Origin of the sequence: Balneola sp. EhC07, from assembly GCF_001650905.1 — a bacterium.
Taxonomy (GTDB): Bacteria; Bacteroidota; Rhodothermia; order Balneolales; family Balneolaceae; genus Balneola.
In genome coordinates, this window is sequence record NZ_LXYG01000014.1 from 185,247 (window position 1) to 199,720 (window position 14,474).

The following is a 14,474-nucleotide window of genomic DNA, read 5'->3' on the forward strand; positions in this document are numbered from 1 at the left end:
CATGAGCATTAATTATATAGAAGGGAATACTAAACCATTGTCTGCGAAGGTTGGAATTGTTGTTTCAAGATGGAATTCTTCCATTACTGAAAGAATGCTGAATGGTGCTATTAAAGCATTGAATGGAAATGGAATATCTGATGAAGATATTGTAGTAGCTCGTTGTCCGGGTTCTTTTGAACTTCCATTGGCAGTAAAAAGTCTTTTAGAATCAAGAGATCTGGATGGGGTTATTGCTCTCGGTGTTGTAATTAGGGGCGGGACACCTCATTTTGAATATGTTTGCGATGCAGTAACAACGGGTATTACAAATCTCAATTTGAACACCGGGAAACCGATTGCTTTCGGAGTTCTAACTACTGATGATACTAAACAAGCTCTGGAAAGAGTTGGGGACAAAGGAAACAAAGGTGCAGAAGCTGCGTTAGCTGTTTTAGAAATGATATCTCTACAACAAGAATTAAATAAGTGAAAGCATTTCTAGCCTTGATATATGGTGATTATTAGCCTATTTTTTAAGGCTTGAAAATCTACTATAATTTTTGAAAAAATTTACACTAACAAATACTGAACAGACCAAGGCAGATCAGGAAAAACAACTGGAACTTAAGAAGTCTGGTGAGATTCCTGAGCACATTGCTATTATCATGGATGGAAACGGCCGCTGGGCACGTAGTAAGGGCAGTATACGTTTGCATGGCCATAAAGTAGGTGTAGATTCAGTAAGAGATATCACAGAATCTTGTGCACAACTAGGTGTTAAATATTTAACGCTATATGCTTTCTCCACTGAAAATTGGGGAAGACCCTCTGCAGAAGTTCGTGGATTAATGAGATTGTTAGTCTCATCTTTGAGGAAAGAAGCAGATAACTTGCACGAAAATAACATCAGATTAGTAACTATTGGTCAAACCGATCGTTTTCCGGACAATTGCAAGAAACAATTAAAGGAAGCTATAGAACTAACTGAGGATAATGATCGTCTTCAATTGTGTTTGGCTTTAAGTTATTCAGGAAGGTGGGATATTACAGAAGCTGTAAAAAAAATTGCTACACATGTTAAAGAAGGTCGTTTAGATCCATCGCTCATAAATGACCAAATGATTGCAGATCATTTATCAACAGCGGAAGTACCTGACCCTGACCTAATTATTAGAACGAGTGGTGAATACAGAATAAGCAACTTTTTATTATGGCAGCTGGCATATTCCGAATTGTACATAACGGAACAGTTTTGGCCTGATTTCAGACGTGATGAGTTGTATAAAGCTATCAATTCTTACCAAAGCAGAGATCGTAGGTTTGGAAAAATTGATTTGTCTAAAGACGAAAATGGGTTAGCTGCCCGTTTATTGAAAAACGAAAATAAGTGAACCTTAAAAAAGAAGTATATAGTTTGTTGAAAAGAATATTTATTGCCTCAGTTTGTGTATTAGTTATAGGTACATTTATTAATGAGTTAAAGGCGCAAGATACTTTCGAAATTACTGACCCAACCCAAAATACACCTCAAGAGTACACGATCAAATCAATTACGGTTGAGGGAAATGAAAGCACAAGAGAGCAGTTCATAATCAATGCAAGCTCATTAACTGCCGGAAGAAAAATTACATATCCGGGTGATGATATTTCTGATGCAATTAAAAGATTGTTCCGTTCAGGTTTATTTGCAGACGTAGAGATCTTTATTGAAGAAATTACTCTGTCTGAAATAAGCCTGATAATAAAAGTAACCGAAAAACCTCGTTTAATAGAAGTCAAAATCGAAGGGGTAAAAAGATCTCAAAGAAGAGATTTGAAAGACCTTATCATAATAACTCCCGGAGCAGCTATTACTGACGGTGTAATTGCTAAGGCAAAAAATACAATTTATAGATTTTATAAGGAAAAGGGATACTGGTACACAAAAGTTGATGCCAGAATTGAAGAAGCCGAAAATCTTGAAAACAGAGCCGTTCTTGTATTTGATATTGACGCAGGGACTCGTTTAGAGATCAAAGATATTAAGTTTGAAGGGAATGAGGCTTTCTCTGATAAAAAACTGACAAAGAAAATGAAACCACTTAAAGAAGATAAGTGGTGGAAGTTTCTGACAAAAAAAGTATATAAGCAGGATGATTTTGATGAAGGTATTGCTAAGGTTTTAGCTTTCTATAGAGAAAATGGATACGCTGATGTAAGAGTGGTTAGTGATTCTGTTTTTATCTATAACTATGTTAAAGATTTGGATGGCGTTGGTGTCACCATTAATATTGAAGAAGGACCTCAATACAAGATCAGAAATATTACATGGGATGGAAATACAGTTTATACAGATGACCAACTTTCATTAGCTTTAGATTTTGAGAAAGGAGATGTTTTTGATCAATCTAAATTCGATGAGAATCTTACTATTAATCAAAATAGTACAGACGTTACATCTCTGTATCAAAATATTGGTTATTTGTTTTTCCAAGCTATCCCAACAATTGATAAAGTAGCTGAAGATTCTTTAGATATTCATATCGATATATTTGAAGACGAGATCGCTACCATAAATGAAGTTTCTTTCTCCGGAAATACTAAAACTCATGATGATGTAGTCAGAAGAACTCTTCGTACGGTTCCCGGTAACAAGTATAGCAGAGAAGCAATTATCAGAACCATTCGGGAAGTTGGAACTTTGGGATATTTTGATGCGCAAAACCTACAACCGGATGTATTACCGGACAGAGCCAACAAAAGTGTTGACATCAACTACAATTTAGATGAATCAGTTTCTACTGATAATTTTGAATTTTCCGGTGGATACGGAGGCCAGTCTATCGGTGCTATTATTTCGGCACGTGTTAATTTTAATAACTTCTCGATCAAAAGAGCATTTGAAAAAGGAGGCTGGAACCCAATACCATCCGGAGATGGTCAAAAACTATCTTTAGGAGTGCAAGTAACGGGACAAGGGTACCAGAGTTATTCAACAAACTTTGTTGAACCGTGGTTAGGTGGAAAACCAACATCATTAGGTATCAACTTTTCATATAACCTGATCAATAATTCAAGATATGGTGCAGGAAAAAGTGAGCTTTTTTCAGGAAGTGTTTCAATCGGAAAGAGATTGAAGTGGCCTGATGATTATTTTTCTATTAGAACTACATTTGGATATCAATTATATGATGTTAACAGTAGTTCAAGTTTTCAAACTTCAGGTATATCGAATTCTATCACTGTTGAGCAGCTGATAGAGAGAAACTCCGTAGACAACCCAATTTCTCCAACCCTAGGCTCAAAAATTGGATTAAGCGGTGAAGTTGCTTTACCTGTAGCCGGTTTCCTGGACTACTATAAGATCAAATCTTATTATCAGAATCATTTCCCAATAATTGAAAAATTAGTACTCTCAAGTACTGCCGATTTCGGTTATATCGGTTATTTTACAAAGTCTAATAGAAGTGATTTCCAAAGATTTTTATTAGGAGGAACTCAACTTCAGCAACGTCAGAGTTTTCTTTATGATAATATTGATATGAGAGGTTATCCCGGTGGTATTAATCAAAGCATCGCTCCGTTTGAAGACGGCGTGCAGGTAGGTGGGCGTATATTTAACAAGTTTACTCTAGAAATGCGTTACCCGGCTGTACAAAATGAACAACTGCAATTGATACCATATACCTTTATGGATGCAGGGAACTCATTCCTGACTTTTTCTGAGTATGATCCATTCGAATTAAAAAGATCAGCAGGATTTGGAGTCCGCTTATTTTTACCGATTTTAGGATTAGTTGATTTGAGTTACGGATACAGGTTTGATGGTATTGAAGGAACATCACCTTCTGTAACCGCCGGAGAGTGGGAATTCTTATTTAACATTGGAGCTCCTTTTTAATGAGTAAGTTTTTAAAAAATATCTGTTCTGTATTTATATTTGTATTGATTACAATTGCTGCTACTGCGCAAGATCAAAAAATAGGATATTACGAATCAGATTTCGTTCTCTCTAAAATTCCGGAATATGTAGGAATTGAACAGCGCCTTAAGATTCAAAGTGATGGATGGAAAAATGAAATTCAAAGCTTGCGCTTAGAGATAGATAATCTTGAAAAAGACTTTACAGCAAAGGAAATATTATATACTGAAGAAATAAAAAAGGAAAAAATTCAGGAAATAAATTCCAAGAAAAAACAGTTAGATAGTTTTATAGAGCAAAAATTTGGACCTAACGGTGAATATTTCAAAAAACAAAAAGAATTGTTAGAACCTATCCAAAGGCAAGTTTTTGCAGCTGTACGATCTGTAGCACAAAGAAATGGTTTTGATTTTGTGTTTGACAGGTCAGGAGATATATATATGGTTTACGCTCGTGGTGAATGGAATATAAATGAACAAGTTTTATTAGAACTTGGGATAGAAATAGAACAATAATTAAAATTTGATAAGAAATAAATGAAGAAATTATCAGTATTAGCTTTATTCTTAATGCTCTTTAGCTTTCAAGCTGAAGCTCAGGTTAAGATAGGGTATACAAACCCTGAAGTGATACTTTCACAACTCCCTGAAGTAGAATCTATCAATCAAGAAATTGGTGATTTGCTCGAAAGAAAAGATTCATTGTTAGCGATTCAGGCTTTAGCTTTACAAAAAGAGCTTGAAGATTACAGTGCAGCTAAGGATGTTATGACTCTTGAACAAAGACAACAAAAGGAACAAGAGCTAATAGAAAAGAATCAGGACTTTGAAGAGGAACGTCAAAAAAGTTTAAATGAGGTTCAGCAACGTCAGATCACTTTGCTCCAACCCATAGAAACCAAAGTTTATGCTACTATTAAAACAGTAGCAGATTCACTGGGCTTGGATTTGGTTTTGAATGAAGGCTCAATGAATTCAGGAGCTTTTATTTTTTACGCTTCAGACGATCAGATGAATATTACTGAATTAGTATTAGAAAAATTAAAACAATCATAAAAATAGAATCATGTTAAAGAAGTTTTCAATAGGGTTAGGATTACTTTTCACGTTATTATTAACGGGAAATACTCAAGCTCAAGAATTAAAAATTGGTTTCGTAAATCCGCAAGCTATTCTGAACAGAATGCCGGAAATGAAAGCAGTACAGCAAAGACTTAAAAACTTTGCAGATAGAAAATCGTTAGAGATTCAGCAAAAAGAAGCTGAGTTCCAAAATGCAGTTAATGTTTACGAACAAAAGAAGGATGTAATATCTGCAACTGCAAAAGCAAAAGACGAAGAAGAGCTACAGAAAATGAGTGAAGCTCTGAATGAAGCAACAAGAAAAGCTCAGCAAGATATTCAGGACAAACAAAATGAGCTTCTTGGACCCTTACAAAGTCAAATTGGTTCTGCAATTAATACCGTTGCTGACAAACAAGGCCTTTCCTATGTTCTTAATATAACAACCAGCAATGGAGAAAGGATTATTCTTTATGCTTCTCAGGCGTATGCTGCAGAGTATGATATTACAGATGCTGTAATGGTTCAGTTGGGTATTTGATCTGATATATTTCAGATAGAAATTAAAGCCACTGCTTTCAAAAGCTGTGGCTTTTTTATTTTACATTCTTTTTTCTGTTCTCGATATAATCTTCAAAAATATATCCACCCAATTCATCCAGAGATGCGAAATATGCTTTTCCTTTATTTGCCTCAGTCATTTCTCTAACAAAGCTTTGAAGATAAGGATCACTGGCTATCATAAAGGTGGTTATCGGAATCTGTTCTCTTCTGCATTTTACAGCTTCATCCAAAACCTTATTTACTATTTTACGGTCTAATCCGAAGCTGTTTTTGTAGAGTTTTCCATTTTCGATAATACAAGACGGCTTTCCGTCAGTGATCATAAAGATCTGCTTATTTGAAAACTTCTTTCTTTGTAAAAGATGTCGGGCTCTTTCTAACCCTTGTAAAGTATTTGTATGATATGGACCTACTTTTAAATAGGGCAAGTCTTCTATATTGATTTCCCATGCTTCATTTCCGAAAACTATAATATCAAGTGAATCCTTTGCATAACTTGTTAAAATGAGTTCAGATAACGCCATAGCCACCTTCTTAGCAGGTGTAATCCTGTCTTCACCATAAAGTATCATCGAATGGCTGATATCGATTAGAAGCACTGTTGAGACTGAGGTGTAATGATCTGTGTCGTATACTGAAATATCATCTTCCTGAAGATTAACATTATCGATAGAACTATGATTTAACATATTCAGCATAGTACCTACAGAATCTATTTGACCGATATCACTTCCGGGATTCCATTTTCTTGTTTCCGGTTGACGTTCTAACCCTTTTCCGGTGTGTTGAGTTTTGTGGGAACCCATTCCACCTTTTTTCAGATTTTTGAATATTTCTTCAAGAGATTTTTGTCGGAGGCTTCTTTCGGTTTTTCTGGTAATCACAACCTGATTTTCATCATCCTGCTCAATGTAATCCCGATCTTTAAGATCATCCATAAAATCACCCAATGAATAATCTTCTTCAAACTGGTCAGTAATTCGGTACTCTTTGTCTAGTTCGGTGAGCCAACGGAGAGCCTGAGCTACATCACCACTTGAAATCGTCAGCAATTCCTGAAAAAGATTCCACAAAGTTTCGAAAGGTGGCTTTTTCCCACCTTTTCCAAAACGCTCATCCCATTGTGTGTATTTAAAATTCATATCTTATTTTAATATTTAAATACATCTTATCTTTAAACAGTTCCATGATCTATCAAACTAATAAATATTTGTTATGAACTCTAGCCGCACAAAGATTGAAGAAGAATTATGGAGCGAAGGTTTTAAGAGGATTATGGGTCTGGATGAAGTAGGCAGGGGCTGTTTATGCGGTCCTGTAGTTGCTGCGGGTGTAATATTCGAAGAAGGAATTAAGATTGATGGAATAAAAGACAGTAAAGCCATTAATGAGAAGAATAGATTGTTATTAGAAGAAGAGATCAAAGAGAAAGCACTTTTTTATACAATTCAGGAAGGCTCAATTAAAGAAATATTTGATCTCAATATATTATGGGCTTCTATAAATACAATGCAAAAATGTGCGGAAGAGAAAGGAGCAGATCCTGATTATTTGCTTGTAGACGGAAATAAATATACAACTTCTCTTATTCCCCATACCTGTATTATTAAAGGAGATGATAAATCAATATCAATTGGAGCAGCTTCTATTCTTGCAAAGAATTACCGAGATAGATATATGAAAAGGCTGGATAAAAAATTCCCTGAATTTAACTGGAAATCTAATGTCGGTTACCCAACGCCACATCATAAAAAAGCATTAAAGCAATTCGGTTATACACCTCATCATAGGTTAGGTTTTAATCTTGGAACCGATAAAAAGTATCAGAAAGCCTAACGGTAGATACTAAAATCACGTTTGTAAAGATCCATATTCAAACAAATGGCTAACATCAGAGAATTGGTCAGGAAAGCAGAACCTCCATAACTCACAAATGGAAGTGGTATACCAATCACAGGGAGCAGGGCTGTTGCACTTCCGATATTAACTACAAAATGGATAAAAAATACAGCAGTAACACTGACCGTAACCAGTTGAGCAAAAGGGTGTTTATGATTACCAGCCTGTTTCAATAACCTTAGAAACAAGAAAAGGAAAGTTACTACTAACAGTCCCAGCCCCATAAAGCCAAACTCTTCACCAATAACGCAGGATATAAAGTCTGTCCACTGCTCAGGAAGAAATTTTAATTGAGTTTGTGTTCCTTCCATAAATCCTTTTCCTAACAATCCTCCGGATCCGATGGCAGTTTTAGCTTGAATTACATTCCAACCGGCTCCAGTAGGATCGAAAGCAGGATTTGTAAATGCGGTAATTCTCGCTATTTGATGAGGTTGCAGAATGTCGGTTAAAGCAAGATTTACCCCTACTACAGTTATAATACCTGTGATCAAAGAGGTTACAGTAAGCCAGACCCTTTTTTGAACCATAAAGATCAAAAATGAAATAAGGATGGTTGCAATAGCTCCGAGTTTCCAATCAAAAACAGTTAGGTATAGTATAAAAGCCGGAGAAACGATATAAATGGAAACTCCGTATGGTAAACCAGACCAGAAAAGCATGACCGGTATCAGTGCAAGAAATACAATTGCAGTTCCGAAGTCATTTTGAAGGATGACAAAAATAGTTGGGACCAGAATCATTGCAACCGCAATAAGGGCATAACGTATATTTTCAGCTGTAATATCTCTGCGACTGGTTAAGTATTGAGCTGTCGCCAGTATTGTGGCAATTTTCATAATCTCACTTGATTGCAAGTTGAAAAAGCCAATTCTTAACCAACTTTTTGCTCCGTTGATTTCAGTACCAAACAAAAAAGTGCATAACATCAAAATTATACCAATAGCATAGAACAGATACGATAGCTGCATGTAGGAGCGTGGAGTAAAGAACTGAAAGCATAATACAAAGACTATTGCAAGACCAACCCACAAAAGCTGTTTGGCAAAATTATTCTGTATATAGTCTGGTAAGAATTCAGAAACAGGTCCCTGAGTTGCACTATAAATAGCTACCAATCCTATAATAGCAAGTACTATCCAGGCTCCAAATATTGACCAATTTAAGTTTCTTAGGTTATTCATTGGACGCAGATGCTTCTGAGTTGTCCTCTTTTGGAACAAAATTTAAAACATAATCAACCAACCACTGTCTTTCTACTTTACCTTTTAAGTACTTTTCCAATATCAGAGAAGCTACCGGAACAGCAGAAATTGACGCAAATCCCGCGTTTTCTAAAAAAACGGTAACTACAATTTCAGGGCTTTCTGCCGGAGCAAAAGAAGTATACCATCCATGTGAGAAACCAAAGGGATTTTGAGCTGTTCCGGTTTTACCAGACACTTCAATATCAGGTATAGAAGCGTAGAAACGGCCGCTTCCTTCTAGTACGTTTCTTCGCATGCCTTTCTTGACCGTATTGAGATATTCATCTTTTACCCAGTCAATTTTTTCTTTAGTAGAGTTATTTTGTTCAATACTTCCATCTGCACGAACTACTGCCCTGAGTAAATGTGGATCAATTTTATATCCACCATTAACAATGGAGCTGGTCATTTGTGCAATTTGAAGAGGAGAAGCAGAAACCAAACCTTGCCCTATGCCGAAATTCAAAACATCTCCGAGGCCCCATTTATTTTTTCCAAAACGATTGTCTAAGTATGTACTATCGGGCAAAATTCCCCGATTAGCGCTTGGAAGGTCAATATCATTCGGAACGCCAAGGCCAAAATCTTTAGCTAATTTACTCCATGTATTGAGTTTACCTGAAGTAGCAATTTTATCCATCACACTTAAAAAATAAGTATTACTGGAGTGAGCTATAGCAGATTCCATATCATAAAGCCCGGGATCGGCTAGATCTTTATAAGGCCGACCTCTGATATAGTAACCACTATTATAGATTTCAGTTTCAGGTGTCACAATACCCAGATGTAAACCTATTATTCCCATCAAAGGTTTAAAAGTTGAGCCGGGAGGTTGACGACTTGAAATTGCTCTGTTGAATAAAGGGCGAGTTGAATCTGAGTTGATGAATTGCCAGTATTCTTTATCGATTCTTCCGGCAAGTTTTTTTACTTCGTACTCGGGAGAACTGACAAGGGCTAGTATTTCACCTGTATGGGGATTCATTGCAACGATGCCCCCGCTTTTGCCTTTCATAAGTTTCTCAGCAAAGGCCTGAAGATCTGCATCAAGGGTCGTAATCAGGTTGTCGCCCTGAACCGGAGGTTTAGCAATTTTTTGCTCTGTATATTTTCCTAAAGATTGCCCAAGAGCATTTACTTTTAAATAATTTATTCCCAGATCACCTTTTAAATTATCCTGATAGTATAATTCAAGTCCGCTTTTACCAATCTTGTCACCCAGCCGAATCGACTGAGTTTGCTTATAATCGTTTTCATCTGCTTCACGGAGATAACCAAAAATATGAGAAGCTGTTAGCGTAGCAGGATAGTTTCTTTTACTATCAATTTGATGACCGATTCCGGGGAGTTGCCAGAGATTTTCCTGAATAAGGGAAAAGACTTTGAAATCAACATCTGTGATAAGTTTGGATGTTCTGAAGCGGGAATATCTTTTGGCATCATTTACAAGCTCAGTAACAAGGCTGTCTGATTCTCCCAGAAGATCTGCTAACAACGGGATATTTTCTGTGTCAAAGTTAAGAGGAGTAATCGTTACCGAATAAATAGGCTGATTGTCTACTAAAAGCGTGCCATTTCGGTCATAAATAAGACCGCGGGCAGCATCTACATATTCCTGGCGAATCGAGTTTTTGTCGCCTAGCTCGTCATAAACTTCATATTGAACTATCTGCAGATAAAAGATTCTTCCCAGAACAACTAAACAGATCAACACCATTATCGCCTGTAAAGCAAATATAGAAGTTCGAATTCTGTTAGATGAATTGTTCATTAGTTAGCATCTCCTTTAAGAATGTGTAAAATACTACCAATCAGAGCAGTATATAAACTGCTACCGATCAACAAAATTATAGGAGAGAAGGAAAATTCATAAACATTTAAAAACGATGAGAACCCTAAGTAAAAGAGGTTGTGCAGAAAAGCAGCGCCCAGAATTAAAACAAAAGCTTGCCATATTATTAAACGGACTTCAGAGTTCCGGGAGACAATTTTGTAGACCAGGAACATGGTAATCGTTTTAGCAAACATATTTAATCCCCATGAATCAAATAATGCATCCTGAAAAAGACCTAATCCTGCCGCAAAGAATAAAACTTCGTGTCGCTTGTATCTCAATGCAGTCCAGAGAACGAAAACCAATACCGGATCAGCTATTGTGCCGTAAATGGTCAGGTACTGAAAAATAAGTAGTTGAGATAAGACAAATACAATACCAATTCCAATATGTTTAACAAGCTTATTTCTCACTCAAAAATATCCTCATATTGATCATTCAAATTAGTAAGGGATGAATCAGGAGTAAAATTAATTATAAATCCTTGAGAAGCCTGGGCTAGTGAAGCAAAGGGTTTTATAAAAATTCTTTGAGTTTCTTTCCCTTCTTCGATTTCTGTTCTTATTACTGAACCAATTGGAATTCCTGCAGGCAGTTCATTACTAAAACCGGAAGTGACAACAGTATATCCTTCTTCAACGGGTATAGTCTGTGGGATAAAATCAATTACCATTTCGGTTAGGCTTTCTCCGTTCCAGGAAACAATACCGGGTGCATTTTCTTCCTGAATTAACCCGCTTACTCTGAAGAGGCTATTGTTATAAGGAAGAACCTGAGCATATTCGGCAGTAGTGAGGATTACTTTTCCCAGTAAACCATCCGAGGTAACTAATGGCATTCCAACCTTAACGTTTTTCAAACTGCCTGAATTTATAGTGAGACTTTTATTAATTCCGTTTAGTTCTTTACCGATTATAAGAGTTGGTGTAAGGCTAAATTCAGTAGAGTCCTGAAACGAGAGTAGCTTGCGAAGTTCAATATTCTCTTGTTCAATAGCTCTGAGCTTACTTAATTCATCCTGAAGAAGAATATTTTGGCGTTGTAAATAGGTATTTGTTGTAAGCGCCTGTCGATAGACCCGAATATTGGCAAGAGGAGATTGTAAAACACTTACAGTAATTGCGGAAAGTTGACGCAAACTATGTATCCCGCCTTGATTTCTACTAACTGCAATGGTTACCGAAAGTAAAATGAGAATGGCAGTGATTATGTAGTCTTTAGCTTCACCAACTTTAAGTGTTTTAAATTGCATTCATTAATTCAATTAAGAAATAACAGGACGATAGTAATCCAGATTCTCTAAAATTGCTCCCGTACCTCTTACTACTGCTGTTAACGGATCTTCTGCAATATGAACAGGCAGATCAGTGGTTTCCATGATGAGTTTATCGAGGTTTTTAAGCAAAGCACCGCCACCGGTTAACATAATTCCGCGATCCAGAATATCAGCAGAAAGTTCTGGTGGGGTCTGCTCCAGCGATTTTGTTATAGACTCAACTATGGTGTTAACAGATTCAGCGATCGCTTCTCTGGCATCCTTGGAAGTAATATGTCTGGTTCTTGGAACTCCATTCACAAGGTCACGTCCTTTTGTTATCATTTCAAGTTCTTCATCTAGAGGAGCCGCAGAACCAATTTCGCATTTTATCTTTTCAGCAGTTCTTTCACCGATCAAAAGGTTGTGGTTTCTTCTGAAATAGTTAATAATGTCATCATTCAGTTCATCACCACCAAGTCTTACTGATTGTGCATAAACAATACCTGAGAGGGCGATCACTGCAATTTCAGTAGTTCCACCACCGATATCTACGATCATACTTCCTACTGGTTCGTGAACATCTAATCCGATTCCAATTGCAGCTGCCATCGGCTCATCTACCAAATAAACTTCTTTAGCCCCGGCGTGTTCAGCACTATCCCTTACAGCTCTTCGCTCTACCTCTGTAATACCACTAGGAACACAAATAACCATTTGGCGAGTTGATGAATACCATTTCATCTTCACTTTTTTGATCATACCTCTGATCATATGTTCAGCAACTTCAAAATCAGCAATTACACCATCTCGTAAAGGTCGAACGGTTCTGATATTTCTGTGAGTTTTCTCATGCATCAACCGAGCTTCATGACCGGTAGTAACAGGAATATTATTTTGATTCAGAGCAACAATACTTGGCTCATCCAAAACGATACCTTCACCGCGAGCGTAGATCAGGGTATTAGCTGTACCAAGATCAATTGCGATATCGGTATATAGAAAATCTAGAAGCCCCTTTTTCTGTTTATTTTTTGAGGAAGCAGGGGACGGGATTCCGTAATTATCAGACATTGCCAAAATAGTAGATGTTTAAAAGTGCTGGGTAGTTATTTTTTGAAAATACGAGAATGAAAGTGTATATGCGAAATATAATTTTCAATGTTTAAAATGCCTTTTTCCGGTAAAAATCATTGTCATACCAAATTCATTGGCTTTAGCAATAACTTCTTCATCTCGAATACTTCCACCGGGTTGTATTACTGATGTTGCTCCTGCCTTTGCTGCGGCTTCTATACCATCAGAAAAAGGGAAGAAAGCATCAGAAGCAATAGCTGAGCCGGAAAGATCCAATTCTTCTTTTTTTGCTTTATCAACAGCTATTTCAGAAGAATCCACACGACTTGTTTGTCCGGAACCAATACCTAATGTCCTTCCTTCTTTTGCATAAACAATGGCATTGGACTTCACATTTCGAACTACTTTCCAGGCAAAAAGCAGGTCATTCATTTCTTCATCCGTAGGTTTCCTTTCTGTTACAATTTTGAAATCATTTTGATCAACAGGCTCAAGATCTGCATCCTGAGTTAACAGTCCTCCAAAAATGGACCTGAAAGATTTGGCTTGTACTTCACTTACTTGTTTTTTGATCCGGATTAATCGTCTGTTTTTTTTCTGAGTCAGCAATTCCAAAGCTTCATCAGAAAAAGCGGGAGCAATAATTATCTCTGTGAAAATATTGTCAATTTCTTGAGCAGTTTCTAAATCAAGTTCTTTGTTTACAACAACAATCCCTCCAAAAGGAGATACAGTATCAGTACTAAAAGCTTTTTTATAAGCCTCGGTTAGATTGTCTCCAATTCCAACACCACAAGGGATGGTATGTTTGATAATAGCACACGTGGATTTGTCATTGCTAAATGAGGCAATAATATTCAAAGCCGCATCCACATCTATAAAATTGTTATAGCTTAATTGCTTCCCGTGAAAACAGTCAATTACCGAATCCTGTTCTCCGTAAACCGCTGCTTTTTGATGAGGGTTTTCTCCATATCTCAATTCCTGTGAAAGTGGTACAGAAACATTAAATTGTTTTTCAGGCTCTTCATCAACAAGATCATTGAAATAGTTCGCAATAGCAGAATCATAATCAGCTGTATGATTGAAGGCGTCTTTCGCTAAAGACTTTCTCATTTCAAATGAGATTCCGTTTCCTTCATTAAGTTCGTAAATAAAATCTTTGTATTGATCAGGAGAGCTTAGAATTCCAACATGAGCAAAATTTTTAGCTGCTGCTCTTATCATGGTTGGTCCACCAATATCAATAAATTCAGTTGCTGTTGCGGGAGTAATATCTTCTTTCACTTTCTCCTTAAATGGATAGAGATTGACTACAACCAATTCGATAGGAGATATGCCCAGTTTCTCAATCTCTTCAACATCGCTTGCGTGGCTTGTTCTGGCTAAAATTCCTCCATGAACCAAAGGATGAAGAGTTTTTACCCTTCCATCAAGGCATTCATTAAAATCTGTTATTTCAGAAACATCTTTTACCGGTATTCCTGCTTCAGAAATAGCTTTTGCGGTTCCTCCGGTAGAAATTAAAGTAACTCCGCTATTATGAAGCGCAGTTGCGAGTTCAACAATATTGGTTTTATCGGATACGGAAAGTAATGCCCGATTAATTGTAAGCGGGGTAGTAGGTAGAGATGAAAGAGGTTTTAATGCCACT

General features: G+C 36.8%; 14 protein-coding genes. 7 read left to right on the top strand and 7 right to left on the bottom strand.

What is annotated here, in order from left to right; genetic code table 11:
• The first annotated feature begins 1 nt into the window (after position 1).
• The 6 genes from ribH to A8B79_RS06105 all read left to right on the top strand — a co-directional run bounded on the left by ribH (position 2) and on the right by A8B79_RS06105 (position 5,485).
• A complete protein-coding gene (gene ribH / locus A8B79_RS06080) occupies positions 2–472 on the top strand; it encodes a 6,7-dimethyl-8-ribityllumazine synthase (RefSeq protein ID WP_066219488.1) in 471 nt (156 codons plus the stop codon).
• A gap of 70 nt (positions 473–542) precedes the next feature.
• Positions 543–1,373 (top strand): isoprenyl transferase, encoded by an 831-nt coding sequence (locus A8B79_RS06085; protein WP_066219492.1) that lies wholly within the window; start codon positions 543–545, stop codon positions 1,371–1,373.
• Positions 1,370–3,862: an outer membrane protein assembly factor BamA gene (bamA, locus tag A8B79_RS06090; protein ID WP_235603597.1), complete on the top strand. Its 2,493-nt coding sequence runs from the start codon at positions 1,370–1,372 to the stop codon at positions 3,860–3,862. Before A8B79_RS06085 ends, bamA begins: the two co-directional genes overlap by 4 nt.
• On the top strand, positions 3,862–4,398 hold the full coding sequence (locus A8B79_RS06095; RefSeq protein ID WP_066219495.1) for an OmpH family outer membrane protein: 537 nt from the start codon (positions 3,862–3,864) through the stop codon (positions 4,396–4,398). Before bamA ends, A8B79_RS06095 begins: the two co-directional genes overlap by 1 nt.
• Before the next feature lie 21 nt (positions 4,399–4,419).
• Entirely contained in the window at positions 4,420–4,938 is a 519-nt protein-coding gene (locus A8B79_RS06100; RefSeq protein WP_066219505.1) for an OmpH family outer membrane protein, read from the top strand.
• Between the two features lie 10 nt (positions 4,939–4,948).
• The gene (locus tag A8B79_RS06105) at positions 4,949–5,485 is read left to right on the top strand and encodes an OmpH family outer membrane protein (protein ID WP_066219508.1); all 537 of its coding nucleotides are present in this window, start codon (positions 4,949–4,951) and stop codon (positions 5,483–5,485) included.
• 55 nt (positions 5,486–5,540) lie between these two features.
• On the opposite strand, the gene A8B79_RS06110 is transcribed toward A8B79_RS06105, so the two are convergent.
• Positions 5,541–6,650, bottom strand: coding sequence for a vWA domain-containing protein (locus A8B79_RS06110; protein ID WP_066219511.1), 1,110 nt, complete (start codon positions 6,648–6,650; stop codon positions 5,541–5,543).
• Between the two features lie 73 nt (positions 6,651–6,723).
• Here A8B79_RS06110 and A8B79_RS06115 point away from each other — a divergent pair, with 73 nt between their 5' ends.
• A complete protein-coding gene (locus tag A8B79_RS06115; RefSeq protein ID WP_066219515.1) occupies positions 6,724–7,344 on the top strand; it encodes a ribonuclease HII in 621 nt (206 codons plus the stop codon).
• Here the strand turns inward: A8B79_RS06115 and rodA are convergent.
• From rodA to purH, 6 genes are all read right to left on the bottom strand, one after another.
• A complete protein-coding gene (rodA, locus tag A8B79_RS06120; RefSeq protein ID WP_066219521.1) occupies positions 7,341–8,591 on the bottom strand; it encodes a rod shape-determining protein RodA in 1,251 nt (416 codons plus the stop codon). The genes A8B79_RS06115 and rodA overlap by 4 nt on opposite strands.
• A complete protein-coding gene (mrdA, locus tag A8B79_RS06125; protein ID WP_076782535.1) occupies positions 8,584–10,425 on the bottom strand; it encodes a penicillin-binding protein 2 in 1,842 nt (613 codons plus the stop codon). Before mrdA ends, rodA begins: the two co-directional genes overlap by 8 nt.
• Positions 10,425–10,901: a rod shape-determining protein MreD gene (mreD, locus tag A8B79_RS06130; protein ID WP_066219524.1), complete on the bottom strand. Its 477-nt coding sequence runs from the start codon at positions 10,899–10,901 to the stop codon at positions 10,425–10,427. Before mreD ends, mrdA begins: the two co-directional genes overlap by 1 nt.
• The gene (gene mreC, locus A8B79_RS06135; protein ID WP_066219528.1) at positions 10,898–11,740 is read right to left on the bottom strand and encodes a rod shape-determining protein MreC; all 843 of its coding nucleotides are present in this window, start codon (positions 11,738–11,740) and stop codon (positions 10,898–10,900) included. Before mreC ends, mreD begins: the two co-directional genes overlap by 4 nt.
• A 12-nt stretch (positions 11,741–11,752) precedes the next feature.
• Positions 11,753–12,817, bottom strand: coding sequence for a rod shape-determining protein (locus A8B79_RS06140; RefSeq protein WP_066219534.1), 1,065 nt, complete (start codon positions 12,815–12,817; stop codon positions 11,753–11,755).
• Positions 12,818–12,901: 84 nt separating this feature from the next.
• Entirely contained in the window at positions 12,902–14,473 is a 1,572-nt protein-coding gene (gene purH, locus A8B79_RS06145; protein ID WP_066219537.1) for a bifunctional phosphoribosylaminoimidazolecarboxamide formyltransferase/IMP cyclohydrolase, read from the bottom strand.
• Position 14,474: the final 1 nt, after the last annotated feature.

Excerpts from the sequence above, each read along its gene's own strand:
- A8B79_RS06095 (WP_066219495.1), top strand. The coding sequence starts at position 3,862 with ATGAGTAAGTTTTTAAAAAATATCTGTTCTGTATTTATATTTGTATTG.
- A8B79_RS06100 (WP_066219505.1), top strand. The coding sequence starts at position 4,420 with ATGAAGAAATTATCAGTATTAGCTTTATTCTTAATGCTCTTTAGCTTT.
- rodA (WP_066219521.1), bottom strand. The coding sequence starts at position 8,591 with ATGAATAACCTAAGAAACTTAAATTGGTCAATATTTGGAGCCTGGATA.
- mreC (WP_066219528.1), bottom strand. The coding sequence starts at position 11,740 with ATGCAATTTAAAACACTTAAAGTTGGTGAAGCTAAAGACTACATAATC.
- ribH (WP_066219488.1), top strand. The coding sequence starts at position 2 with ATGAGCATTAATTATATAGAAGGGAATACTAAACCATTGTCTGCGAAG.
- A8B79_RS06110 (WP_066219511.1), bottom strand. The coding sequence starts at position 6,650 with ATGAATTTTAAATACACACAATGGGATGAGCGTTTTGGAAAAGGTGGG.
- A8B79_RS06115 (WP_066219515.1), top strand. The coding sequence starts at position 6,724 with ATGAACTCTAGCCGCACAAAGATTGAAGAAGAATTATGGAGCGAAGGT.
- A8B79_RS06140 (WP_066219534.1), bottom strand. The coding sequence starts at position 12,817 with ATGTCTGATAATTACGGAATCCCGTCCCCTGCTTCCTCAAAAAATAAA.
- mrdA (WP_076782535.1), bottom strand. The coding sequence starts at position 10,425 with ATGAACAATTCATCTAACAGAATTCGAACTTCTATATTTGCTTTACAG.
- A8B79_RS06105 (WP_066219508.1), top strand. The coding sequence starts at position 4,949 with ATGTTAAAGAAGTTTTCAATAGGGTTAGGATTACTTTTCACGTTATTA.